The sequence below is a fragment of the Thermococcus sp. CX2 genome (assembly GCF_012027555.1).
In the GTDB taxonomy this organism is placed as follows: Archaea; Methanobacteriota_B; Thermococci; order Thermococcales; family Thermococcaceae; genus Thermococcus.
Window position 1 is genome coordinate 381,776 of record NZ_SNUQ01000001.1, and the last position, 24,998, is coordinate 406,773.

25 protein-coding genes are annotated in these 24,998 nt (G+C 52.4%); 17 read left to right on the top strand and 8 right to left on the bottom strand.

Annotated elements, in window-relative coordinates:
- The first annotated feature begins 162 nt into the window (after positions 1 to 162).
- Positions 163 to 657 carry an HPP family protein gene (locus tag E3E23_RS02180; protein ID WP_167906589.1) on the top strand — a complete coding sequence of 165 codons (495 nt, stop codon included), beginning with the start codon at positions 163 to 165 and terminating at the stop codon, positions 655 to 657.
- Positions 645 to 1,964 carry a cation:proton antiporter gene (locus E3E23_RS02185; protein WP_167906044.1) on the top strand — a complete coding sequence of 440 codons (1,320 nt, stop codon included), beginning with the start codon at positions 645 to 647 and terminating at the stop codon, positions 1,962 to 1,964. Before E3E23_RS02180 ends, E3E23_RS02185 begins: the two co-directional genes overlap by 13 nt.
- A 13-nt stretch (positions 1,965 to 1,977) precedes the next feature.
- Here the strand turns inward: E3E23_RS02185 and E3E23_RS02190 are convergent, their stop codons facing one another.
- Entirely contained in the window at positions 1,978 to 2,448 is a 471-nt protein-coding gene (locus E3E23_RS02190; RefSeq protein WP_167906591.1) for a hypothetical protein, read from the bottom strand.
- Positions 2,449 to 2,522: 74 nt separating this feature from the next.
- Here E3E23_RS02190 and E3E23_RS02195 point away from each other — a divergent pair, with 74 nt between their 5' ends.
- Entirely contained in the window at positions 2,523 to 4,244 is a 1,722-nt protein-coding gene (locus E3E23_RS02195) for a chloride channel protein (protein WP_167906046.1), read from the top strand.
- 9 nt (positions 4,245 to 4,253) lie between these two features.
- Positions 4,254 to 5,513 (top strand): TIGR00375 family protein, encoded by a 1,260-nt coding sequence (locus E3E23_RS02200; RefSeq protein ID WP_167906048.1) that lies wholly within the window; start codon positions 4,254 to 4,256, stop codon positions 5,511 to 5,513.
- 7 nt (positions 5,514 to 5,520) lie between these two features.
- On the opposite strand, the gene E3E23_RS02205 is transcribed toward E3E23_RS02200, so the two are convergent.
- Positions 5,521 to 6,129 (bottom strand): hypothetical protein, encoded by a 609-nt coding sequence (locus tag E3E23_RS02205; RefSeq protein ID WP_167906050.1) that lies wholly within the window; start codon positions 6,127 to 6,129, stop codon positions 5,521 to 5,523.
- Positions 6,130 to 6,269: 140 nt separating this feature from the next.
- Between E3E23_RS02205 and E3E23_RS02210 the strand changes: the two genes are divergently transcribed.
- The 8 genes from E3E23_RS02210 (at position 6,270) to E3E23_RS02245 (ending at position 14,836) form a co-directional block, all read left to right on the top strand.
- Positions 6,270 to 7,205 carry a thiamine-phosphate kinase gene (locus tag E3E23_RS02210; protein ID WP_167906593.1) on the top strand — a complete coding sequence of 312 codons (936 nt, stop codon included), beginning with the start codon at positions 6,270 to 6,272 and terminating at the stop codon, positions 7,203 to 7,205.
- A gap of 91 nt (positions 7,206 to 7,296) precedes the next feature.
- Positions 7,297 to 8,175 carry a lysylphosphatidylglycerol synthase transmembrane domain-containing protein gene (locus E3E23_RS02215; RefSeq protein WP_167906052.1) on the top strand — a complete coding sequence of 293 codons (879 nt, stop codon included), beginning with the start codon at positions 7,297 to 7,299 and terminating at the stop codon, positions 8,173 to 8,175.
- Entirely contained in the window at positions 8,151 to 9,377 is a 1,227-nt protein-coding gene (locus tag E3E23_RS02220) for a glycosyltransferase family 4 protein (RefSeq protein ID WP_167906054.1), read from the top strand. Before E3E23_RS02215 ends, E3E23_RS02220 begins: the two co-directional genes overlap by 25 nt.
- A complete protein-coding gene (locus E3E23_RS02225) occupies positions 9,374 to 10,087 on the top strand; it encodes a polysaccharide deacetylase family protein (RefSeq protein WP_167906056.1) in 714 nt (237 codons plus the stop codon). The genes E3E23_RS02220 and E3E23_RS02225 overlap by 4 nt, the downstream gene beginning before the upstream one ends.
- A gap of 47 nt (positions 10,088 to 10,134) precedes the next feature.
- The gene (gene amrS, locus E3E23_RS02230; RefSeq protein ID WP_167906595.1) at positions 10,135 to 11,178 is read left to right on the top strand and encodes an AmmeMemoRadiSam system radical SAM enzyme; all 1,044 of its coding nucleotides are present in this window, start codon (positions 10,135 to 10,137) and stop codon (positions 11,176 to 11,178) included.
- 5 nt (positions 11,179 to 11,183) lie between these two features.
- Positions 11,184 to 12,008, top strand: a complete 825-nt coding sequence (locus tag E3E23_RS02235) for a hypothetical protein (protein WP_167906597.1) — start codon at positions 11,184 to 11,186, stop codon at positions 12,006 to 12,008.
- Between the two features lie 200 nt (positions 12,009 to 12,208).
- On the top strand, positions 12,209 to 14,008 hold the full coding sequence (locus E3E23_RS02240; RefSeq protein WP_167906057.1) for an S-layer protein: 1,800 nt from the start codon (positions 12,209 to 12,211) through the stop codon (positions 14,006 to 14,008).
- Positions 14,009 to 14,053: 45 nt separating this feature from the next.
- Entirely contained in the window at positions 14,054 to 14,836 is a 783-nt protein-coding gene (locus E3E23_RS02245; RefSeq protein ID WP_167906059.1) for a hypothetical protein, read from the top strand.
- On the opposite strand, the gene E3E23_RS02250 is transcribed toward E3E23_RS02245, so the two are convergent.
- Positions 14,826 to 16,571 carry a radical SAM protein gene (locus E3E23_RS02250; RefSeq protein ID WP_167906061.1) on the bottom strand — a complete coding sequence of 582 codons (1,746 nt, stop codon included), beginning with the start codon at positions 16,569 to 16,571 and terminating at the stop codon, positions 14,826 to 14,828. The two genes, E3E23_RS02245 and E3E23_RS02250, sit on opposite strands and share 11 nt — an antisense overlap.
- 226 nt (positions 16,572 to 16,797) lie before the next feature.
- Between E3E23_RS02250 and E3E23_RS02255 the strand changes: the two genes are divergently transcribed.
- The gene (locus E3E23_RS02255; protein ID WP_240920720.1) at positions 16,798 to 17,214 is read left to right on the top strand and encodes a ferritin family protein; all 417 of its coding nucleotides are present in this window, start codon (positions 16,798 to 16,800) and stop codon (positions 17,212 to 17,214) included.
- 31 nt (positions 17,215 to 17,245) lie between these two features.
- Here the strand turns inward: E3E23_RS02255 and rsmA are convergent, their stop codons facing one another.
- From rsmA to E3E23_RS02280, 5 genes are all read right to left on the bottom strand, one after another.
- Positions 17,246 to 18,067: a 16S rRNA (adenine(1518)-N(6)/adenine(1519)-N(6))-dimethyltransferase RsmA gene (rsmA, locus tag E3E23_RS02260; protein ID WP_167906063.1), complete on the bottom strand. Its 822-nt coding sequence runs from the start codon at positions 18,065 to 18,067 to the stop codon at positions 17,246 to 17,248.
- Positions 18,064 to 18,684, bottom strand: a complete 621-nt coding sequence (locus E3E23_RS02265; protein WP_167906065.1) for a DUF655 domain-containing protein — start codon at positions 18,682 to 18,684, stop codon at positions 18,064 to 18,066. Before E3E23_RS02265 ends, rsmA begins: the two co-directional genes overlap by 4 nt.
- A 69-nt stretch (positions 18,685 to 18,753) precedes the next feature.
- Positions 18,754 to 19,116, bottom strand: coding sequence for an RNA polymerase Rpb4 family protein (locus E3E23_RS02270; RefSeq protein ID WP_167906601.1), 363 nt, complete (start codon positions 19,114 to 19,116; stop codon positions 18,754 to 18,756).
- A 2-nt stretch (positions 19,117 to 19,118) separates the two neighbouring features.
- On the bottom strand, positions 19,119 to 19,415 hold the full coding sequence (locus tag E3E23_RS02275) for a 50S ribosomal protein L21e (protein WP_167906067.1): 297 nt from the start codon (positions 19,413 to 19,415) through the stop codon (positions 19,119 to 19,121).
- Between the two features lie 147 nt (positions 19,416 to 19,562).
- Positions 19,563 to 20,726, bottom strand: coding sequence for a tRNA pseudouridine(54/55) synthase Pus10 (locus E3E23_RS02280; RefSeq protein ID WP_167906068.1), 1,164 nt, complete (start codon positions 20,724 to 20,726; stop codon positions 19,563 to 19,565).
- Positions 20,727 to 20,771: 45 nt separating this feature from the next.
- On the opposite strand from E3E23_RS02280, the gene E3E23_RS02285 reads away from it, so the two are divergent.
- From E3E23_RS02285 to E3E23_RS02300, 4 genes are all read left to right on the top strand, one after another.
- Entirely contained in the window at positions 20,772 to 21,065 is a 294-nt protein-coding gene (locus tag E3E23_RS02285; RefSeq protein ID WP_167906070.1) for a transcriptional regulator, read from the top strand.
- Positions 21,066 to 21,171: 106 nt separating this feature from the next.
- On the top strand, positions 21,172 to 22,491 hold the full coding sequence (gene gatD, locus E3E23_RS02290) for a Glu-tRNA(Gln) amidotransferase subunit GatD (protein ID WP_167906072.1): 1,320 nt from the start codon (positions 21,172 to 21,174) through the stop codon (positions 22,489 to 22,491).
- Between the two features lie 5 nt (positions 22,492 to 22,496).
- Positions 22,497 to 24,377 carry a Glu-tRNA(Gln) amidotransferase subunit GatE gene (gatE, locus tag E3E23_RS02295; RefSeq protein WP_206205601.1) on the top strand — a complete coding sequence of 627 codons (1,881 nt, stop codon included), beginning with the start codon at positions 22,497 to 22,499 and terminating at the stop codon, positions 24,375 to 24,377.
- 38 nt (positions 24,378 to 24,415) lie between these two features.
- On the top strand, positions 24,416 to 24,934 hold the full coding sequence (locus E3E23_RS02300; RefSeq protein ID WP_167906074.1) for a hypothetical protein: 519 nt from the start codon (positions 24,416 to 24,418) through the stop codon (positions 24,932 to 24,934).
- Positions 24,935 to 24,998: the final 64 nt, after the last annotated feature.

A 24,998-nucleotide genomic window follows, 5' to 3' on the forward strand; every position in this document is an offset into this window, starting at 1 on the left:
AAGATGGTGCCGAAAGGCTCTCCTGCCCGTCCCTACTGGCCGAGGGAGCGGTGAAACTTCAGTTGTTTTTTGGTACAATGTTCTAAACGTTTCCCCAATGCCCCCCTAGACCCACAAAGCCTTAAATAGAACTTTTTTCATCTTTCAGAATTGGTGGTGGTCATGAGCGTCGAGTCAGCCCTCGAGAAGTTTCACTCACTCAAGCTGACCGATATAATGCCCAAGTTCGAAATCATGCCAGTCGTTACCGCTGATGCTGACCTGATGAGCGTACTCAAGATACTGAGGACAAGGCACCACGTCTGGGTCGTCGAGAACAAGGAGAGCATGAAGCTCGTGGGTGTCATCCGCTACATCGATGTGATAGATGTCCTCCTGCCGCCAGAGGCCCACAAGTTCAAGCTCGGAATGACCAGCAGGACGATGCGCTCTATGCTGGGCGGGGCGGCGAAGGCAGAGGATATAGCCGAGAGGCACGTGCTCACCATAGAGGAAGACGCGACGGTACTTGAAGCCCTCATGAAGATGCGCAAGTACAGGATTCAGGTGCTGGCTGTGGTAAAGGACGGAAAGCTGGTCGGAGAAGTGAGCCTTCGCATACTGATTGACGAGCTACTTAGACTGCTCAGGGTAGGTGGTGCCCAATGGAAACAGTGACGTGGCTGCTGTTCGCGGTAGGTCTCTCGCTCATCCTGGCGAAGATAGGAGACAGCATAATCGAGCGCTATGAGCTACCAGGAGTCCTCGGAGAGCTGCTCATGGGAATGATCCTTGGAAACCTCGTCTACTTCGGCATAGTTGCTCCCCAGTACCTCCCAATAGTCAGCGGCGAGGAATTCACCACAGACCTGACAGTCGTCTCCAACTTCCTCGCCAAGCTTGGTATAATATTTCTGCTCTTCCTCGGCGCCCTCGATGCAGACCTCGAGCAGCTGAAGAAGACGGGCCTCACCGCCACAGTTTCGACTCTTCTCGGCGTCTTCGTCCCGCTCGTCCTTGGCTGGTTTGCTCTCATGGAAATGGGCTACGACAGCAGGGAGGCCTTTGCAGGCGGCGTTCTGCTCACGGCCACGAGCATAGGTCTCACCGTCCGTGTCATGATGGACTTGGGCGTGCTGAAGAGCGAAGTTGGAGCGGCATCGCTGAGCGCGAGCGTGATGGACGACTTCCTTGGCATAGCGCTGATAATCTTCGCAGTCGGAACGGGCAGTCTTATTGAGTTGAGCGCTAAGATTGTGGCCTTCTTCATAATAACGGGCGTTATCTGGTGGTTCCTCGTTGACTACTACATCAAGTTCGCGGAAAAGCTGCACGTCGAGAAGGGCATTCTCGGAATGGTTCTTGGCGTGATGTTCCTCTTCGCGGCTTTGGCAGAAGGCTGGTTCGCAGCTGCAATCGAAGGAGCTTTTATGATGGGACTCGTCCTCTCAAAGCTCCCAGAAGGAAAGCGCCTGATGGAAGACGTTAGGGCCATAGGCTACGGCCTGCTCATACCGTTCTTCTTTGTGCACACGGGAGCAATGCTAAATCTTACAGTCTTCGAGAACGCCCAGGCCCTCGTTCTCGCCGCTGTTCTCACTACCGTTGCAGTCTTCGGAAAGATCTTCGGTAGGGGCATCGGAGCATGGATTACCGCCTGGGGCCGCGGAAAGGAGTTCCTCTTTACCAGGGAGAACTTCTGGATGTCCCTCCAGATGGGAATTGGCTCCGTCCCCAGAACCGAAGTGGCGCTTGTTGACCTGATGGTGGCGATACATGGAGGGGCAATAAGCCAGCAGCATGCACCAGAGTTCATAGCGGCCACGCTGATATTCATAACCGTTTCAGTACTCATAACGCCGCCTCTCCTAAAGTGGGCCTTCAAGAGGGAGATCGAAGAGGCCAGAAACATCAAGGCAGCCCAAAAGGTCGAGAGGATACAGACGACGCATAGAAAGATAAAGGAGATTAAAGGCTCTTCTTGAGCCTTCAAATTTTTCAGCCGAAAAAGGCTCCCATCATATCCATCTGCTCTTCGCTCATGGACTTTATCTTGAACTCGGGCATCTCGGTCTTGAGCTTCCCATATTCCTCAGCGGTTATCTCCTCGGCCTTTCCACCTTTCACGCGGTAGAAGACGCCGTATTCCTCCTCACGGTAGGCAACGAGGAAGTCGTCGACCTCGATGTCGTCAAAGTTCACGAAGATGACGTTTCCGCCCGTGTACGGGCGCTTGCACTTGAAGGGGAAGCTTGAGGAGTTGAGCATGGCATCTCCGAGAGCCTGATTAGCTTTTTCACCGTTTATCTCGGTCCAGAACTTTCTCCCCTCGAAGTCCCCTTCGACGACTATCAGAAACCTCTGACCATCGAGCTCAACTATGGGGGCGCCCTTCTCCTGGAGTATCTTGAACAGTTCGCCGATTGTCTCGGCGTTTCTGAGGGAAGCGACGAATCCTTCAACCTTCATAGTTTCCACCGAAGGAAGTTCTCGAGGAGGTATAAAAGCTTAAGCTTTTTATTGGCGATACTTACTACCATTTGATGGCCCCTGAAAACGGGCGCTACATTAAGAAGTGGGGAGGTGTAATAGCGTTCTCGATACTTGCAGGCTTAGTCGGGGGTATTGGAGCGATTGCATTCAGGATTCTAATCGGGCTCGTTCACGAGTTTTTCTTTGTCTGGTTGCTGCCGAAGGTGTCCTACCAGGTGGGAGACTTCAACCTGGGCTACATCCTCCTACCAACCCTGGGAGCCCTCGTAGTTAGCTTCTTCATCGTTAAATACCCCGACATAAAAGGCAACGGCATTCCCGAAGTCATAGAGGCCGTGATCTTCAAGGGCGGTAACATCCCCGGAGCCTTTGCGGTCATCAAGACCGTCGCAACGGCGATAACAATTGGCGCAGGTGGAAGCGTAGGAAGAGAAGGCCCAATAGGATTCATCGGGGCCTCGCTTACCTCTGTCCTCGCTCGCAGATTCCATCTCTCAAAGGAAATGAAGAAGCTCCTCGTTACCTGCGGCTTAGCCGCGGGAATAGCAGGGACCTTCAACACGCCTCTTGCGGGAGCTATGTTCGCCCTTGAGGTTGTTTACATGGGGGCGTTCTCGATAAACTTCGTGCCAATCTTTATAGCGGCAGTAACAGGCAACGCGGTCACTCTGGCGGTGCTCAACAGGGCGGTTGAAATAGACATTCCAGACAAGATAGGCCACACGCTCCCAGAACTGCCGCTCTTCTTCTTCCTGGGTCTCGTCCTCGGCCTCCTTGCGGCATTCTACGCCCGCTTCCTCTACTCCGTCGTTGACAGGTTCAGCGAGTCGAAGCTCCCCGAGCTCTCAAAGCCCATCATCGGCGGCATCGGCGTTGGCTTCCTTGGAATGCTCTTTCCAGCTTACGGGATATTCGGCATAGGCTACGATGGCATGAGGATGGCATTCTACGGCGAGCTGGCGATATGGCTCCTCATAGTTCTCGGGCTCACAAAGATGCTTGCAACCGCGCTGACCATAGGCTCTGGCCAGAGCGGCGGTGTTTTCGCGCCGAGTCTCTACATTGGGACGATGTTCGGCGCCGCCTTCGGCCAGCTGGTAAAGCTAATCCTGCCAGCGCTGGAGCCAAATCCCACCGTTTACGCCCTCGCTGGAATGGCTGCCTTCTTCAGTGGGATGACGCAGGCACCACTGACGCAGATACTCATGGTGACCGAGCTAACGAGGAGCTACGCCGTCCTGCCCCCTGTAATGACCTCAGCGACGATAGGCTTCCTGACCGCGAGGTTCTTCCTCAAGGGAGAGTCCATATACACCCTTAAGCTCCGCAGGAAAGGTTACCGCGTCAGAACAGGAAGGCCGGTAATCCTCGAAACCATTTCGGTCAGCGAGATAATGACGCGCGAGCCCGTTTACGTCCACGAGAACCAGACACTCCTCGACGTCGAGCATCTGATAGGTGAAACCGGCCACGACTGCTTCCCCGTCGTTAATGACAACCTCGAGGTCGTTGGTATCATCGGGATAAAGGACATTCTGAAGAAGCCGACTTCCCTCAAGAGAATGCACGTGAAGCGCTTCACGAACAGGGCCTACGGTGTTACATATCCAACGGAAACAGCGGAGGATGCCTTTGAGAAACTGATGGCCTACGACCAGAACCTCCTTCCTGTTTTGGAAAGCCCACAGAGCAGGAAGCTCGTCGGAGTCGTCACCAAAAGGGACATATACCGCGCCTACTACCGCGGACTGGAGGGTATGTACATAGACTGAGGTGGTTTCATGCTGGTTGACGCTGACCTTCACATCCACTCCCGCTACTCGAAGGCGGTTTCAAAGCTTATGACGATTCCAATGCTCGCGGAGAACGCGAAGTTCAAGGGCCTTGGAATTGTCGGAACCGGCGACATACTCAACCCGAAATGGGAGGAAGAGCTACTCAGATACGCAGAGGAAGCTGATGAAGGAACCTACGAAAGGAACGGGATACGTTTCCTGCTCACGACGGAGGTCGAGGACAATAAGAGAGTCCACCACGTTCTTATCTTCCCAAACATTGGAGCCGTCCACGAGATGAGGGAGCTGCTTAAACCTTATTCCAACGATATAGATACGGAAGGTCGCCCCCACGTAAGCCTTTCGGCGGCAGAGATAGCGGACCTTGCCAACGATCTTGGTGTCCTGATCGGTCCTGCCCACGCCTTCACACCCTGGACAGCACTCTACAAGGAGTACAACAGCCTGAAGGAGGCTTATCAGGGAGCCAAAATCCACTTCCTCGAGCTCGGCCTTTCCGCCGATTCCGAGATGGCAGATAGAATAAAAGCCCATCACGGGCTCACCTACCTCAGCAATTCAGATGCCCACTCACCGATGCCACACCGACTAGGGAGGGAGTTCAACCGCTTCGATATCAAAGAGGCAACCTTTGAGGAGGTCAGAAAAGCCATCCTGAAGCGCGGAGGAAGGAGGATAGTCCTCAACGCAGGGCTTGACCCAAGGCTCGGGAAGTACCATCTAACCGCCTGTTCCCGCTGCTACGCCAAGTATTCACCAGAGGAAGCCAAAGCCTTCAAATGGAAGTGCCCCGAGTGCGGCGGGAGGATAAAGAAGGGTGTTCACGATAGAATTCTCGAGCTGGCGGATACAGAAGAAAGGCCCAAAGACAGGCCGCCCTACCTGAGGCTTGCCCCTCTGGCTGAGATAATAGCGATGGTAATCGGCAAAGGTGTCGAGACGAAGGCCGTGAAGGTCATCTGGGAGCGCTTTTTGAAGGAGTTTGGAAGCGAGATTAAAGTCCTCGTTGACGTGCCTATCGAGAGTCTCGCGGAGGTTCACGAAGAGGTGGCAAAAGCGGTCTGGGCCTATAGGAAGGGCAAGCTGATAGTGATCCCCGGCGGAGGGGGAAAGTACGGAGAGATAAGACTGCCCGAGGAAATACGAAAGGCTAGAATAGACGAGCTGGAGAGCGTTGAGGTGAAAGTGCCGAAGGAAGAATACAAGCCGAAGCAGACTTCGCTGATGAAATTTTTGAAAGGGTAAGAGGAAATCAAAGCATGAAGAGGGGCTTTATCAGAACCGCAACTACTGGAACGGCAATGTTATCATCGATGACTTTCTGATACTCGGCGAGCATCAGTATGCCAGACCAAGCAAACTTCATGACAACGTTCAGATCGGGCAGCATTACAAAGGCTATGATAAGGGCACTGAGGATGTACCCCACGCTGCCGATCCAGTGCTTCCTGAGCTTGACGTTGAAGCCGTTCTTTTTGAAATAGTAGAACCTGAGCACACCAGTGATACCATCGCTGATGGCCATCACGAGCATTATCGCGGAGGCGTAGTTGACATCCATAAAGACCGCCATGGCGCTGAACATGATGCAGTAAAAGACCTCGCCGTAGTTGTCCCTTATCTGGTACCAGCTGAGCTCCTTTTTCATTATATGAGTTATAAGCTGGACGATAGCAAAGACCATGACGGCACCAGCAAGTTCAACGCCAGAAACAAGGCCTTCTCTGAACATGAGGATTGCCGGAACACTGCTGAAGTGGATTATCTTCCTGTTTATCCACGCATAGTCTTCTCCTAGCTTCTTCGTCAGCACTATCGCCAGCACTGGAAAAAACACCGCAAGCAGCAGATATTTTAACATCTTATTCCCCCTCCGAAGTTGGGTAAATTAATCAAATTATCACGGTTTCATTTATAAGTTTCTCGTTTTGTCTAGCGAACTTTCGGCGGGTGCCGAAGGCAACCCTAATAACTACCCCTCCGAACCTTGGTGTGATGCCCATGGAGCGCGAAATCATCGAACTCTTCATGAAACATCTCAGAAAGCAGGGCGATTTGCCGCTCGGTGATGATGCAGGAGCACTAAGGCTAGGTGATGAGTGGCTGGTTGCAACCAACGACATGCTCGTGAAAAAGACCGACGTTCCCAATATAATGACCCCCGAACAGGTCGGCTTCAAAGCCGTAACTATGAACGTGAGCGACGTGGCAGCTATGGGAGCCAGGCCCATCGGATTCTTGTTCTCGCTAGGAGTGCCAAGGGGTATTGATTGGGGCTATATCGAAGGTGTTGCGAGAGGGATTGGTGAAGCGCTTGAGTTCTATGGCGTTCCGGTGTTGAGCGCAGACACCAACGAGGCAGACGATTTGATAATCGACGGCATCGCCCTCGGAACGACAAGGCGCCTCCTTAGGAGGAGTGGAGCAAAGCCAGGCGATTTAGTATGCGTTACCGGAGACATAGGAAGGGCACTGTCGGGCCTCATGATTTATTTGAACGATCTCGACATTGACAGGAAAACAAGAGAAGTCCTCTACGAAAAGCTGCTCGAGCCAAAAGCGAGGGTAAAGGAAGGAATCGAGCTGAGTAAGTACGCGAACTCGGCGATAGACATCAGCGACGGACTGAGCAAGGAGTTGCATCTCCTTGCAGAGATGAGCGGCGTGAGAATCGAGATCGACGGGGAAAACCTGCCGATACGGAAAGAAGTTCATGAAGTCGCCTCAATTATAAATGCCGATCCCATTGAAATTGCACTGGCCTCCGGGGAAGAGTTCGAGCTGCTCTTCACTATTCCGCCCCAAAATCTGGAAGAACTGAGCTTTGACTTTACGGTTATAGGTGCGGTACACAAAGGGGCTGGGGTATTTATTACTACCTCCGGAAAACGACTGAAAATGCCCCTGTTAGGGTGGGAACACCTCAGGGGGCCCTGAACACCAGCCTTCTGCCACGTCCGCCTTCCTTACCCCTCAAACTCGGATAAGGTTTATAAGCGATCATCGTGAGTAAAGGTTGGTTGGGAGTATGTTCGAGAATGTCGGGGTATCAACAGAACAGTACTTGACTCTTATAGAAAAAGTTCCCCTACACTACTTAGCCCTGGCGCTCCTCACATACTACGTGAGCGTCGTGCTGTACGCCATCCGTTGGAAGCTCGTTCTCAGAGGTATGGGGCGTGATGCTCCCCTCTTCGAGCTGGTGAAGGCAATTTTGGCCTCCATCTTCATGAACAACGTGACCCCGATGAGCCGCGGCGGCGGCGAACTCCTGAGAATCGCGTGGATAAGTAAAAAGAACAATATCCCCACAGGCATATCCACGGTGAGCATAGTATACGAGCGTATCCTTGAGACAGTCCCAGTTTTCGTTCTGTTCCTGGTGGGGATGCTTTATTTCTCCTCAACACCTGAACTGCTGTTCCTTATAGGGGTCGCGGGCGTGGCGGCGATATGGATTAAATGGGAAGCCTTTGTGAGGCTCTCCCTGAGGCTGTTCAAGACCTCTGTGAGCGAGGAAGAGATGGAAAAAATTCTCTCCCTTAGGGATCGGCACAATATAAACCTCATGGGCATTCTTCTGAGCTCGGCCGTCTGGATACTCGATGTTGCAAGGCTCAAGCTGATAACCCTCGCTTTTGGGCTCCACTTAAGCCTGAGCCTGATCGCAGTCATTTCCATAGCAAACCTGCTCCTCGGCCTGGTGGCATTCACTCCGGGAGGCATCGGTATCATTGAGGGGGGTCTCGTTGGAACGCTTACTCACTTCGGTATCCCACTGGGATTTGCCGTTTCCGTAACCCTGCTGGAGCGCTTTGTCTCCTACGTGCTCAGCACCCTCGTGGGACTAGTGGTTCTTCTAACGTCCGGGGGGAGAGAGGTATGGAGAGCCTTAAAATCGCGATAGTGTCCGACTGGTTTTTTCCTAAAATCGGTGGAATCGAGACTCACATTGACGATCTCGCCCGGAATCTCCTCGAAATCGGGCACGAGCCCTATGTGATCACCCACGATTACCGATATCTGAAACCCTACAAGGACAACTTTCCATATACAGTCAGGAGGTTTTCCGCGTCCATGTATTTGAAAAACTACCATGTCAGCCTCGGCCCAAACCAGCTTTGGAAGATAAATGAGCTCTACAAAGAGGTGGGCTTTGACATTACCCATGTTCACAGCATATATTCACCCCTTTCAATTGCCGTCGCCAACCTCTCGCGGGGCGTCCGTGGTGTTCCAGTTGTTGCGACTAACCACTCATTCTACGGAAACCCCAAGGTTGACTTTATCCTCGGCCCCATGCTGAGGCACTACCTTAGGAGGGTAGACTCCTTTATCGCCGTGAGCACCCCCGTGGCAGAGGACACCAAGAAACTGCTCGGAAAAAGGCTGAACGGGCGTCCTGTGGTGGTCGTTCCCAATGGCATCGATGTCGAAAAGTGGCGGCCCCCAGAGCCGGAGGAAAGAGAGAAGGCCAGGGAAATGCTGGGACTTTCCGATGAGATAGCACTCCTCTACATAGGCAGGATGACCGAGAGGAAGCAGGCCCACAGGCTTCCTTTCGTTATCTCTTCTGCTCTGAAGCTTTCGGGCCTCAGTAAGGACAAGATACGACTGATTGCTGTCGGGAACGGAGCTATGCGTCCTAAACTTGAGGAGAACCTCCACATAACCGGTTTGGCCGAGCGCACGGTTCTCTTTGATTTCCTGCCAAGGGAGAAGGTTAGAGAACTGTACTGGGCGGCGGATGTTGTTTTAATGCCAGGAATGCTGGAGGCGTTTCCAATAGTGGGTCTTGAGGCCTCGGCCACGGGACGTGCGATAGTTGGTCGGAACGAAAGCGGACTCTCTGACCTGATAGTAGATGGCCTCACCGGATTCCTTGGCAACAGTGAGGAGGAGCTCAGCCAGAAGCTCGCTGAAGTGATTTCCAACGGGGATATCATAGAAAGAATAGGCAGAGAGGCCAGAAAACGCGCAGAGAGAGAGTTCTCCTGGAAGGTAGTCCTTGAAAAGCTCCTCGATGTTTACAAAACCACATTAGATGCCGTAGATGGGGCCGATAAGAGATATATACTCTACAGGATACTAAGGGGGAGCAAGGGATGATGGTTTCAATAACCTTCGATGTTGAACACGATTGTCCGCCCTACCTAACGACCACAAAAGGAATGGAGGAAGGCCTGCCGAAGCTTCTCGACCTTCTAAGCGAGAAGAACGTTAAGGCGACCTTCTTCTTTACCGCGGAAATGGCCAGGCGCTTTCCGCACCTTGTGCGGCGCGTTGTAGATGAAGGCCATGAGCTTGGAAGTCACAACTACAACCACGAGAGACTGGACAAGCTCTCAAAGGACGAAGGAAGGTACGTGATAGAGAAATCCCTCAAAATCCTAAGGGAGTTTGGTGATGTCGTCTCGTTCAGGGCCCCCAACCTGCAGTTTCCTAACTATTATTATAAGATACTGGAAAGGAATGGTATACTGGTTGACTCGTCCAAGGCAACTTACAAGGGTTACCGCGAAGGGGTTAGATTCTTTGGGAACGTGCTTGAGGTTCCCGCGTCAACAACATCTTCTGTCATAAGGCTCCCATGGAGAATCCAGAAGCTCATTCACCCCAGACTGAGCGAGCCACGCGTTTACTTCGCCCACCCCTGGGAGTTCGTTCCGATGCAGAAGGAGCCCATAAGGTTCGACTGCAGGTTCAACACTGGAGATAGAGCCCTTGAGCTCCTCGCCCGGCTTATAGACTACTACAAAAGCCAGAACGCCGAGTTCCTCCTTGTGAGAGACTACTACAAGAGGTATGGGAAAGCCTAATTAACTTTCCTTTCCAATTATATCTAAGTGAGATGGAGGTGATAGTTATGAGAGAGGCAATGTTCTGGGAGAAGCTCGACGGTAACCGCGTTCGCTGTAGGCTCTGTCCAGTCAACTGCATCATCGATGAGGGGCAGCGCGGCTCGTGTAGGATAAGGAAGAACATCAGTGGGAAACTCTACACCTTAAACTACGGCAAGGTTTCTTCGATGGCTATGGACCCAGTGGAGAAAAAACCGCTCTTTCATTTCTGGCCCGGTTCCTGCGCATTCTCGATCGGAACCGTCGGCTGCAACATGCACTGCAAGCACTGCCAAAACTGGGAGATAAGCCAAGCAGATGAGAGCCTCCCCTATATACGGGATGTTTCTCCTCCTGAGGTAGTTGAATTGGCCAAGCGCTACGGCTGTGAGAGCATAGCGTACACATACAATGATCCCGTAATCTGGTACGAGTTTGTGCTGGATACTGCAAAGATAGCGCGGAGAGAAGGTCTGAACAACATCCTCGTCACCAACGGCTATATTAACGAGGAGCCGTTCAGAGAGCTGGCTAAATACATAGACGCCATGAACATCGACATCAAGGCCTTCGATGATGTCTTCTATATGAAGATAGCGGGCGTCCCCTCCGGAGAGCCGAGCAAGAGAATCGCGGAGATAGCTAAGAAAGAACTCGGAATTCACGTTGAGCTGACATATCTTATCATTCCAACGCTCAATGACAGAGAAGAGGAGATAAGAGCCTTCGCCCGCTGGGTAGTCGAGCATTTAGGGGACGACACACCCGTCCACTTCTCGCGCTTCTTCCCGCACTACAAGCTCGCCAGCCTTCCGCCGACACCGCTTGAGACCATCGAGATGGCATACCGCATTGCCAGGGAGGAGGGCCTGAAGTTCGTGTACACCGGCAACGTGCCTGGGCACACAGGGGAGCATACGTACTGCCCAAGTTGCAGCAAACCTTTAATAGTCCGCTGGGGATTCAAAATCATCGAATACCACGTGAAGGACGGGAAGTGCGAGTACTGCGGCGAACCCATTCCAATAGTTGGGACGTACTTAAAAAAGCAATATAGCTGGATGTGGTGATGAAATTGTCCGAGATTGAGGTTATTTTTTACATAGAAGCCTTGGGCAACGACAAGAAAGTTTTAGAAAGGGCTTTAGAGGAGACTGCCAAGAACCTCAAAGATGAAAAGGGGGTCAAGATCAAATACATAAACGTTGAAGACGTGCTGGAAAACGAAGATGAGGAGCTTCTAAAGTATTCCGGAGTCATAGAAGCCCAGCTCTCCGGGGATCTGGGAAACATAGTCCGGTTAACCCTCAAATACTCACCGGCAGTTGTCGAGGTGCTTGGACCCGGAAAGGTCGAGGTCGAGTCCAAAACGCTCATGAAGATCCTGGGAGAGGTTTCCCTCTTCATGGGCAAGCTCATGCAGAAGTTCGGCGGTTTGGCGGTTTACCCCAAACTCGACGATTTGCCAGAACCGAGAATAGGCTATTCCCGAGAGGAAATCGAGGAGTTAATCGTCGAGGACAGGAACATTCTCTATCGTTTTGTGATAGAGGTCTTTGGTGAAAGCGAGGAGGCCATAAAAACGACTATGGCAAAGGCCCTGACCATCGAAGGGTGCAGGATAAACAAACTCGCTGTTCAGGGGCAGGAAGAGGACGGTCAATTTAAGGGACTTTTAGCGGCTGAGCTCCTCTCGTCTTTCGAGTCCCTCATGCAGCTCACGGCAAAATACGCCCCTGTGGCGATTTCTGTGCTTGAGCCCGAAATCATCGACGTCACTGCCAACGAGCTCCAAAACATCCTCACGGATCTGGCCGGATTCGTGAACGAACTGGTTACCAGACCCATAAAGAGGCAGATTATGGAGAAAAAGAACACCGAGTTCAAGCTCAGCCCGTGATATTATCGGCAAAAGGCGAATACTCTATAGGCATTTAATTAAGCTCCCTTTCATTTTTACGGCAATCAGCGTGCTCTTTTTAAGCAGAGAAAGGGTCTGAAAGCGAAAAGTATATATACCCGTATCTGATAGAAAGTCATTGACAATACATATTAGGCCACCTTAGGGTGTTAAACCCAAACTTATGGAGGTGTTGGGAAATGAAAGTGAAGAAAATCGCGGCCCTTGCCCTTGGTGCCGCAATGGTTGGAGCAACCGTCGGCTTCGCCAGCGCCCAGCCGACCGTCCCGAACATACCGAAGGACTTCTTCGTTAACGCCGATGGAACCCCGAACGTTAAAATCGTCGTTGGAAGTAACGCTGCTGCAATGGACGTTGCCAGTGCCGCTGACATAGCCGTTGCCCTTGGAAGCCTGCTCTACACCACCGAGCAGGTCGAGGCCCAGAACGCTTACGTCAAGGTCAAGCAGGAGATCCCGCCTGCTCACATTCAGGACTGGACCATCTACTCTTACAACTACGACACTATGACCGTTGACCACAACCTCACCGACCTCACCGGATGGGCTACCGCCTACGAGGAGCTTCCGGGCGACTACTGGTTCAACGGCACCGCCTACACCGCTAACTACACCGTCTGGGCCGGTGGATTCACCGCCAGCGTCACCATACCCGACAAGGACAAGACCGGAGATGACCAGACCATAGATTGGCACATCACCATAAACGGCATCGAGCTCGTCTCAAAGGACCCAGCCGAGTGGGACGGCACCATGCCACCAAAGGACGCCGACATACAGATCCCCGCCGGTGGTGTTGAGGTCTTCCTCGACTACGTGCTCTACAACTACACCGTGACCTACACCACTGAGGTTAGGCCAGAGTACCCAGAGTGGGGCGTCCCGGCCGATTACGATACTGTTACTGACTGGTACATCGGCGACGCCGAGAACGTTGCCGCCGATGGCGGAACCATAGTCGGCACCTACGACCCAGGTGTCGGCGTCGGTGAGACCTTCAGCGTCTTCGGCAACACCTACTACGTCCTCAGCGTCGGCAACGACACCTTCACCGCCGGTCTCGACAAGGGCACCGCCTGGTACCAGGTCGGTCAGCCGCAGGCCATCGAGGGCACCGACTGGATCGTCACCGTCCTCGACATAAGCATCATCGACCAGAGGGCCCTCGTTGTCGTCAAGAACTCCGTCACCGGCGAGGAGAGCGACCAGCTCATCCTTGAGAAGGACAACCCACGGGACGTCTTCGGCGACGGTAGGGTGTGGCTCACCCTCAGGGACACCTTCGTCGGTATCGACGGCCACCTCATAGCCAGCATCGAGTCCCAGGTTGATGTCGTTGACTACACGAGCGGTGCCACCGTGGTCTACGATGGCAAGACCTGGGAGATGACCATCAAGACCAACGGCACCTACATAACCAACATCACCCTCACCAACGTCGACCCGCTCGAGGGCAACCCGGTTGACATATTCGGCACCTACAACCTTGGCTACAGCTTCGAGATCAAGTTCCTCAAGGAGAGCGACGTCAACTACGACATCAACGGTGACGGCAACATCACCGACACCAGCTACGCTGTTGCCTACGCCTACATCAGCCTCACCGAGAAGGAGCCCACCATCCTCGAGCAGGAGCTCACCGTTGGCGACGAGTTCGAGGGCTGGACCATCGAGGGCATCTACGCCGACAACATCATCCTCAAGCCGGTCACCGGCCCGATAACCGTCATGGACTACGAGGTTGACCTCGAGAACCCAGGAAGCAACCTCATCCTCGTTGGCGGCCCGGTTGCCAACAGTGTCACCCAGTACCTCGTCGATGAGGGCATCAGCCAGGTCGACTGGTACAACAGCCCAGGCGACATCGAGTACATCCAGGACGCCCTTGGCGGCTACGACGTCGTCATCGTCGCCGGTGCCACCAGGACCGAGACCAAGGCTGCCGCCGAGGCCCTCATGCAGTACCTCGCTGGCCTCTGAAGGCCTTTCCTTCTCTTTTAATTCTCTCTTCTGGGGGTTTTAACCTTGAATCAAAAGAAGCTTGCAGTCATTTTCATAGTTCTCCTCATAATCGTTGCTCCAATAAGCTACTTCATTTATGCATATCATGAGTTTTCTAACGTCCTCAATCCAGGATCACCAAAGGCATCGAGCCAGTACATCGTGATATACACTCCCTCAGCCCAGTTCTATGTCCTCACTGAGGAGCAGTACGGGAAGCTCCTCAAAGAAGGAACCAGGCCACCTACGGGTTCGAGGATATACAACATCACAGTGGACAGCTACATAACAGGAAGTCCTGAGGTGGACCTGAACTTAACCCTCAGGAGCATGTACGACTATTTCACCATAGTACTCGGTGACCCATCGGCTGAGAACTGTAAAGACAACCCACAGCTGTACGTTGGAGACTGCGCGTACAGAACACTGGTGGTTTCCGAGATATCCGGCGTAGTATCCAACATCTTCAAGACAAATTACTATCTAAAGGGCTTAGAGATGGGCTATGACAACGCCACCGCCAAGCAGTACGCTTACAACCAGACCTGGCTGAGGTACAGAAAGGTCTACCTAACGTTCATGACTAAGTTCGATATTGGCCGGGGTAAGATTGGAAACCCAGACCACCTGGTGATACTCATCATTGGACCGGCTGAGGGCGCAAAGGAGAACCGGATCTTTGCCCCACGCAGAGGTGTGCTTGTGATAGAGGGAGTGACCGACGACACCCTCAGGGCAGAAATCACGCTGATAGAAAAGCTGATAGGGTTCACATGGCCGAGTGGAGAAGGGAATACTACAGGGTGATCAAATCCTCCAGGAGGTTTCTCTCTTCTTTTCCAACCACTTCAAAGAATTCATCCTTACTGCTGAACGGTCTCCTTGAAAGAAGTTTCACAACCTTCTTTTTCCCTATCCCCGGAATCTGCTGAAGAACCTTGGGACTCTCAGTGTTAACGTTTATCGGTACTGGAATTCCCGTTATACTCCTGAAGCCGTGTCCGACTATTACCACATCGTAGAAGCGGTTCAGCTCGACCTCCTTTGGAATGCCGACTATAAGGGGATAGCTTCCTATCTGCCTGCCGTAGGTAAGGCCGTTATCATAAACCTCAGCCCTAACGTCTCTAAGCACAGTCCCAACGGGCACAACCCGCTTCAGCATCGGCAGATCTATCTCATGACGGATTTTATACTTGTAGTGCTGGATGATCTTCTTGTGCTTCTCTGTCTTGACTTTGTTTCTCATGTGCCATAGCGGAGTCCCGGGGAAGACAACCACCTGTCGGATGTTTATCCTCCTAACCATCAAACCGTCGTCGAGAAGCCTCTTTAGGAATTGGAACGTCAGCTCGTAGCTCTTCTTTGTCTCTCCTGGAAGGCCGAAGATAATATTTATACCCGGCAGGAGCCAGGGCATCCCATTGTATCCTCTCTTCCCGCCGATTTCGTTGAGCAGCTTTACAGCTTCATAGGTTTCCTCGGGAGTGGCGTTCAGGTTGTTGAGCCTGGCCACTTTGGGATCTGCGCTCTCCAGCCCGAAGGCCACAACGTTCCCCGGAGTGCCATATTCAACAAGGGCCTTCGCTATACGCGTGCTCTCTTCTGGATAGTTGGCTATTACAGCTGGGTTGGCGTTGTCCACATGGAGGGTTTTCAGGTCTGGAGCGACCGAGCGGATTCCACGGAAGAGCTTCTCTATCGCCTCGGGGTTTGGTATGGGAACGCGGCCGTTCGGCTTCGCCATATAGGAGAAGATGCAGCTCTGCCTGCCGACGCGGAAGTGTCTTACTCCCAAGTTGTAGAGAATCTCGACTTCTTTTACTATATCATTAACTGGCCTGTCCTCAACGGTTCTGTACCTAACGGGTTCCGTGCAGAAGGAGCATCCCCCAATACCCATAGCCTTTGGACAGCCGCGCTGCGTTTCGATTTCCACTATTACAAAATCCGGGAAGTCAGGAAACTGTTTGACAACTTCAGCCCCAAGGAGCGCGTAATCCCGGAGCTCGTCATAGGTTCTGAACCTGAATGGGTCAGCCTCTCTCGGGTCTCTAAAAAAATCATGGAGGAACGCTTCCAGGTCACCGTAAACGATGTGGTCAAAAACCTCCTGGGCCAGCATCAGTTCTCGCGAGGTTATCTTCGTCCCACCCTGATGGGCGGAGCCCATGAACGCAGGCCCACCAAGGATTTTAACCCCTTGAAAAGGCTTCAGAAACTTTGCAACCTCCTCAACCTGGGATGGAACTGCCGAAAGATATTTGCCAGGAGTGTGCAAGCCACCGATGTATATTATAACTTGAGCCTTTTCAAGGATTTGCCTAGTCTTCGGGAAGTTTGGAGTTTTGTTCTTGGTTGCTATGCCGTTTTCCCCGATGAACGTAGCTCTGAGGTCATCTATGGTTAGGTAGAATACTTCAGCATCATTTCTGGCCTTTTTAATTGCCCCGTAGGCATACCTTGGGTATATGCCAAGATAAGGCGGAACCCCCAGCCCGGCAGGTTCGTCTGTGTAACCGTCGATGATGGCAACTATCATGTTGGGTGAATCAACTGGGCCTCTTAAAAATCAATCGATACCGAAAAGTATAAACGGTTCGACGCCGTAGCACAGAACTGGGATAAATATGACCACTCAAATGACTACCTCCCGTTACAAAACTAAGAAAAAAGCTCAATTTGAAAAAATCATCCAGACACTTTCCCAGCTCAACCATAAGGAACTTATCTCATACTGGATAGACCAAGAGGTAAAGGAGGCCGAGATGTACCACAGACTCTACACGATGAGCAAAGAGATTATGTGGGATGAACGGGTTCCAAAGCTTTTCTTTGAACTCTACAGGGACAGTTTGGGGCACGCTGAGATATTGCTAAGGCTATACCACACGATGTTTCCCGGGGAAAATGTAGTTCAGGTAGACATCCCTCCCCTGGAGGTGGAGTTATCCGAGGATCGCCTCAGGGAGATGGTGTTTAAGGGGAACCTGGGGGACATCATCGAGTACATGATGGGCACCGAAAGGCTTGCGCACGAGGTCTACCGTTACCTGGCAGATCACGCTACCGACGAAAAAACAAAGGCAACTCTCGTATGGCTGGCTGACATCGAGAATGGACATTACGAGAGGCTCAGGAAGATCTATGAGGCACTCTTCGGGGATGAACTGGAGAAAGAATAAGATAATTCCGCCACCAGTTCTTTGCTTCCACTTACCCGATGATATGGTTGGCCCGTAGGTAATCCTCTATTTCCTTAACCTCTTCCGGAGAAAGCTGGAAGACCCTCTTCTCTGCATGTGGAACCGAGGCTATTAGCCCCTTTACGGCCTTGAGCTCCGCCTTACCAAGGCCAAGCATGTGATGTGAATCCTTCAGTGCCCGACTGACTTTTTTTCTCCTATGCTGGAAGAGGGCCTTAACGAGGTTCTCGTCGAGCTCTATCCTTTCGTCTTTAGGCTTGGGTTCCAGGATTACGACGGCAGAGTCCACCTTTGGTCTTGGATAAAAAGCACCCCTGCCTATCCTCTCGACGAGCTCGGCGTGGGCCTTTGCTCGAACCATCAAGGATAAGCGGGAGTAGTTTCCATCTCCAGGTTTCGCCACCATCCTCTGGGCAAATTCGAGCTGGTATATCAGAACTGCCCTGTCGAACTCATATCTGAGAAATTTGAAGGTCACTGGTGAGGATATCTGATAGGGAAGGTTGGACACTATTTTGTTGAACACAGGAAAGTCCACCTTCAGGGCATCTCCCTCTATTATCTCAACGTTGGGCCAGGCATACTCCTTTTTTAGTATCTCAACAAGACGAGGGTCTTTCTCTATCGCGTAGACCTTTCCAGCGTTCTTGCTCAGCGCGTCCGTGAGGACTCCCAAACCGGGCCCAATCTCAAGAACCGTGTCGCTTTCGCTCAGTTCAGCCCTCTCAACGTTCCGCTCAACTATGTCATCAACTATGAGGAAGTTCTGGCCGAGATTAGAATTTGCCCGTAACCCATATTTAGAAATAAGAGAAAAGATGCGCTCCCTCATACCCTGAATATCCTCCTCGAGCCAACGAAGAGGCGGTATCTGTCCTTGCCTTCCAGTTCGTCAACGATGCGCTTGGCTATCATCTTCGCTGGATCAGGGAGTCCCTTGACCCTATGCCTTAGATCCTCGAAGCTCTTAAAGGGCTCTTTCTTGCGCTCCTCTATAATCTCCCACATGTGCTTCTTCCCTATGCCCGGCAGGAGCTCGAGACTGTGGAGCCTGTTGGTTATCGGTGGAGCGAGGTTGAAGAACTGAACAAAGCGCTCCTCGTTGTTTTTGACTATCTCCTCAACGACGTAGGGAAGCTCGGCCTTGGCCGTGGCGGTGAGATCATCGTAATGGATCTTCTTATTTATCATGAGAATTTTGTCCCTCTGGCCCTTGCCTATGAACACTCTCTCGTACAGCATCAGATCTTCTTTCGGGGCCACCTCAAGGAGCGTGAAGGCTTTTTCACCTATTACCTGGGCCACAGGTCTTCCGGTCCTCCTCCCGGTCTTCAAATCGGTGTATCCCTCCGGCAGATAGTCCAGCACGTATGCGTACTCTTCATATTCAACATTCCGCCTCTTTTTCTCGAGGCTCTCCCTATAAGAATGCCTTCTGTAGCGATCCATTTTCTCTCCCCCAGAAATTATACCCACTTGGAGTTTTTATACTTTGTCGAGAAAAGGGAAAGAAGGAAGTCACTCCCTGTAGTCGTCGAGGAGCCTTATTATCTCCTCGGCCTCTTCCTTCGTTGGCAAGTACTCTTCCTTGGCAAAGATGACACGGATGTCGAAGTAGTCCTCCGGCATCAGGTCGACGAGCTTAGCTGCCAACCTCTCGTCGAGCCAGTCGAAGAGCTCCATGAGCTTCTCCTTGAGCTCAACTGCCTGTTCTGGCTTGAGCCTGGTGAAGCGCTCGGCATGCTCGAGGCTAACCCTGGCCTCGTAAAACATCGGCTCCTCAGGGTTCTCCTCGATGCCCTCAGCCTTGCGCCTCTCGAGGAGCTCTTTCGTTTCGGCTATCGTAAGATAGCGCTCCTCGAGCTTCTTCCTGCCTATCATGCTCATCCCTTCTGAGCCCTCAGGTGAACCGGGTGGATGAAGAAGGTCTTTATCTTGCCGCCGTCCCTAATCTGGACGACGTAAGCATCGCCGCGCTTGCCGACGACGGTTCCAGTTCTACCGTGGAACCTTGGGTCGGGCATTCCCTTGTGGTAGCTTGGCTCTATGACGATGTGAACCCTCTGCCCGACCTCAAACTCCTGGAGGAACCTGGTGAGCGGGGGAAGTCCCCTCCTCCTCGGCTTCTTGCTGAGCTTGCCTCTGGTCTTCCTCCTAAAGCTGTGGGCCTTCTGAACCATACCAATCACCTCACTAATTTTTACTCATCCCGCAACGGACATGGAGAGGTTTATCTCCACTTTTCGAATTCTCCAAATCTTTTCGGCGTATAGACTAAGCCTATTATGGCTTCGTTACCCAATCAGCGAAAAGCGTTTATAAAGTTTTCAGTCATCGAGGATGTTCAGCACATCAAGCTTCTCGCACCAGGCGGGCTTTCCGAGCAGCTCGCTCACGGACGGTTTCGTCCTTCCCTTATCCCCGGAGATTAACTCCTTGATGTAGAGGCCGCCGTCAGTTATGAGCCTCAGTTCAAAGTGCCTCTCGTCTATCCACCTAGCCTCGGCATCGTGAACCCTCTTCACCCTGACCTTGTCGGCCCGCGCCTTCCTCACGCGCCACGGCGTCCTCTGGCGTATCTCAAGTCCTCTAAGCTTTCTCGCGACTTCCTCGGCTTCCTCGGGAGTTACGCCGTCCTCAACGAGGACGAGCGCAAGATATTCCTTTCGGTGGTTCTTGGTGAGAACTTTCTCAGCCTCCTTAGGAGTAACGAAGCGAAGGTTAAGCACTTCAACCTTTCCACTCCCGTTTATCTCCTCTGTGAGGACGTTGAGGTCAACGCTCCTCACTTTGGGGTTCTTTATCTCAAGGATGAAGGGCCTGCCGTTGCCGAGGGTTCTGACGTCAACATCCTCCCTCCCTGCACCCTTAAAGACGCACTTCCCCCCAGTTGCCTTTGAGAAAGGCCTGCATATCAGCGACGCAACGCTGTCCTCGAAGTCCGGTAGGGGCGTCTGGGGGATTCCCCTGACGAGCTTTCTATAGCGGCCATAAACGTAGAGCGGGTTTATCTGAAGCTCCACTTTCCCAGAGAAGGGCTCCACGATGAAGACCACGTCGGGGTTGTCTCTCTCAGTTTCCTTTCTCAGTCTCTTTCCGAGGGCCTTTCCGAGCTCGCGGTTGAACTCGGCCTTTATCGGCTCGGCTGTTTCTATACCAAACTCCTCCCAGATTCGCCTTTCCTTCTCAAGCACCTCATCGGGAAACCTCGAGCCGACCCAGAAGGTTGAGAACTCAATCCCTTCAGATGCTTTTAAGCACAGCTCAACGAACTGGTCAAGCCTCTCGAAAACGTTGTTACAAAGCTCACATCTCGCAGGCTTTTCGACGGGTTCCAGTCCTTTTTCGGAGCGTTCCATGTTGAGAACGAACCTTATTGCCCCTCCACGCTCCTCGTTGGTGCCCTTTCCGAGCTTGGCGAAGAGCCTGCCAAGGCAGTGATTGCAGAGACTGTGATTCTCGAGAACCTCTTCGGCCTTTTTGACTATCATGCTCCCACCCTAAGCTTTATATCTTCTGTTTCCAAGCATCTCGCAATGATGACTCGCAGGCAACGGATAATAAAACTTTTGGAGGAGCGGGACTACTCACCGAGCGAGTTAGCCATGGCTTTGGAGCTCCGAGGAAGGGGGGCGAAGAAATTAATCCTCGAAGACCTCAAAGCCATCCAAAAGGTTCTCAAGCGCGAGGGAAAGGTTCTCCTCATAAAGCCCGCCGAGTGCAGGAAGTGCGGCTTCGTTTTCAGGCCAGAAATAAACATTCCATCGCGCTGTCCGCGCTGCAAGTCCGAGTGGATAGAGGAGCCTAGGTTTAAAATAGCCCCCAAGTGATTGCCATAATGACAGATTTTTGCGGTATTTTTCCACGATTTTCGTCATACGTCCAGCCCGAAGGTTTATATTAGCCTCCCACCAGTATAGGGCGGAGGGAGTAGTTATGCGCAAAGTCGAGCGGTTCATGAAAGAAAAAGGCCTCAACGTTGGGGATTACGTCAGAATAATTGAAAAGGAAAACGGAAACGAGAGCGTCTATGAGGGCATCGTGATGAGTCCCTACGAACTCTCCAGCGGCGAGACACTTACGCTCAAGCTCGACAACGGCTACAACATCGGAATTCTCGTTGACCAGATAGCCTCCGTCGAAATAATTGAGAAGGCCAAGCCCAAAGAGGAAATCCAGTTCGAGGAAGTGTTTCCCAAAAAGCCAGACCTGCCGAACGTTGCCATTCTCGGAACGGGGGGAACCATAGCGAGCAGGATAGACTACAAGACTGGTGCAGTTCACCCGGCCTTTACAGCAGAGGAGCTCGCAAAGGCGGTTCCAGAAATCTTCGAAATAGCCAACATCACGCCAAAGCTTCTCATGAACATACTCAGCGAGGACATGAAGCCCAAGTACTGGATTAAGATAGCCCACGAGGTCGCAGGGATGCTGAACAACGGAGAGGATGGAGTGGTCATCGCCCATGGAACAGATACGATGGCCTACACTGCCTCGGCGTTGAGCTTCATGCTCCGCGACCTTGGAAAGCCCGTTATTCTCGTAGGTGCTCAAAGAAGCAGTGACAGGCCGAGCAGTGACGCTGCCATGAACCTCATCTGCTCGGTCAGAATGGCCACCGCAGACTTCGGCGAGGTGGCCGTGGTCATGCACGGCGAGACTTCTGACAGCTACTGCCTCGCCCACCGCGGAACGAAGGTCAGGAAGATGCACACCAGCAGGAGAGATGCGTTCAGGAGCATAAATGACATCCCAATAGCCAAGATAATGGCCGATGGAAAAATCGAGTTCCTCAGGAAGGACTACAGGAGGAGAACCGAGAGCGAGGTCTGGGTAGATGACGAGATGGAGGAGAAAGTGGCCCTCGTCAAAGCATTTCCCGGAATGGCAACGGAGATAATAGACTTCTTTGTTGATAAAGGCTACAAGGGCATCGTAATAGAGGGAACAGGCCTCGGCCACGTGCCAACCTACGTCATTGACTCCATCCAGCGCGCCACGGAGGAAGGTGTCACCGTTTGCATGACGAGCCAGTGCCTCTACGGAAGGGTGAACCTCAACGTCTACTCCACGGGAAGGAGGCTCCTCAAAGCTGGAGTCATCCCGTGTGAGGACATACTTCCAGAGACGGCTTACGTTAAGCTCATGTGGGTTCTCGGCCACACCAACGATCCAAAGGAAGTCAGGGAGATGATGCTGACCAGCTACGCGGGCGAGATAACCCCCTACACGAGGTTTGACACGTTCCTGAGGTGATAATAATGGCGTACGATTACGAAAAGCTTGGGCTTAAGGTGGGTCTTGAGATTCACAGGCAGCTCGACACCAAGAAATTATTCTCACCCGTTCCGAGCGAGCTGAGCGACGAGGTGGAGTTCACCTTCCAGAGAAGGCTAAGGCCAACCATAAGCGAGCTCGGCGAGATTGATCCAGCCGCACTGGAGGAGTTCAAGAAGGGAAGAACCTACATCTACGAGGGCAGTTACGAGCTCGCTGACCTCGTGTACATAGACGAAGAGCCGCCGCACATGCCGGACGAAGAGGCCCTCCGCGTAGCGCTCCAGATAGGCTACCTCCTCAACGCCACCCCCGTTGACGAGGTCCACTTCATGCGTAAAATCGTCATAGACGGCTCCAACGTCTCGGGCTTCCAGAGGACAGCGATAATAGCCATGAACGGAAAGGTGGAAACGCCGTGGGGAACGGTCGGCATCCCAACCGTCTGCCTTGAGGAGGACGCGTGCAGGATAGTTGAGAGGAGGGAGAAGGAGGTAATCTACCGCCTCGACAGGCTTGGAATCCCCCTCGTCGAGATTTCAACGACGCCAGACATCCACCACCCGGAGCAGGCCAAGGTTGTAGCCAAGTTCATAGGCGACGCGCTGAGGGCAACCAGGAAGGTCAAGCGCGGCCTCGGAACCATCAGGCAGGACCTCAACGTTTCGATAAAGGGTGGTGCTAGGGTAGAGATCAAGGGCGTCCAAGAGCTTGATATGATACCACTCATTATCGAGAGGGAAATCGAAAGGCAGCTCAAGCTTTTGGAGATAAGGGACGAGCTGAGGAAGCGCGGGGTTAAGCCGGAGGACATAAGGGAGGAGTTCTACGACGTCACGGAAATATTCGAAAACACCCCGTCAAAGATAATCGCGAGGACGATTAAGACGGGCGGAAAGGTTCTGGCGATAAAGCTCCCCAAGTTCCGTGGGCTCATCGGGAAGGAGATACAGCCCGGCAGAAGGCTCGGAACGGAGATGGCCGACAGGGCCAAGAAGTACGTTAGGGGCATCTTCCACATCGACGAATTGCCGAATTATGGAATTACAGAATTAGAGGTTAATGCAGTTATCGAAAAACTTGGCCTCGGCGAGGAGGACGCGTTTGTCCTCGTTGCTGCCGAAGAGGAGACCGCAAAGAACGCCCTCAGAGAAGTAATTCAGCGTGCGAGGGAGGCTATAGAAGGAGTTCCCGAGGAAACGAGAAGGGCTCTGCCAGACGGGAACACCCAGTACATGCGCCCGCTCCCAGGAAAGGCAAGGATGTACCCCGAGACGGACATCCCGCCGATACTCATAACGAAGGAAATGAAGGAGGAGATACTTGCCAACCTCCCAGAGCTCCCACAGGAGAGAGTTGAGCGCTACGTGAAGGAGTACAAGATAGACAAGAGTTTAGCTGAGACCCTGGTAAATGACGAGCGCGACGAGCTCTTCGAGGAGCTTATAGAGATGGGCGTCAAGCCCTCTTTGGCGGCTTCGACGCTTGTTGTCGTCCTGAAGGGCCTCAAGAAGGAGGCCCCAATAGAGAACATCACCGACGAGCACATAAAGGAGGCCTTCGAGCTTTACCTCGCTGGAAAGATAGCCAAAGAAGCCTTTGAGGATATATTCAAAGAGCTCGCCCTCAATCCAGAGAAGACTGCAAAACAAGTGGCTGAAGAGAAGGGCCTAACGCTGCTCAGCGAGGAAGAGGTCGAGAGGATTATTGACGAGATAGTCCAGCAGAACATCGAGGTAATCAAGGCCAAGGGTATGGGCGCGATGGGAATGCTGATGGGCAGAGCCATGGCAAAGCTCCGCGGCAGGGCAGATGGAAAGCTCGTCAGCGCTCTGGTCAGGAAGAAGATTCAGGAGCTCAGTTAAGCTTTTAACTCCCTTTTCTTACTTCTTCTCGTGAGAACATGGGAAAGTTCATCATCTACTACTACCTCCACAAACTGACGGACGAGCCAATAAGCGTCCGCGCAAGGAGATTTGAGGAAGATTTGGAAAGCTATATCAGGCTCGTGAATCCTGATGACTTCACCCTGCTAGAAAACGCGAGGGGACTCCTCAAAGAGTCCAAGGAAATATATGTAATCGAGTTGAGCGACGGAGTTAGCAGATGGTTCTACCTGACGGACAAGGAGTTCAAGTGGATAGAAAAGCCCACGCTCGCCTACGAGTATGAAGTAGGAAAGTGGAAGGGCCTTGAGGTAGTTTTCAATGAAATCATAGACGAGAAATTTAAGGGGAAGTGGAGCTCCGACAGAATATCGTGGCTTCTCCAGGGACTATTATGGGGAAGCTTCTTCCTCATGAGTTATCTCGGATACAGAAACGAAGAACTCGAAAAGGTCTCCAACTACCTGCCCCTTATACTCCTCATCTCCGGAACAATAGAGGGCCTGAGGAGAGGCTACAAGAGGAGGAGAAGATAGGTCAGAGCATCGGCTCCTCATCACTTGTCAGAGTGAGGGAAATGGTCATCATCCCCAGAACACA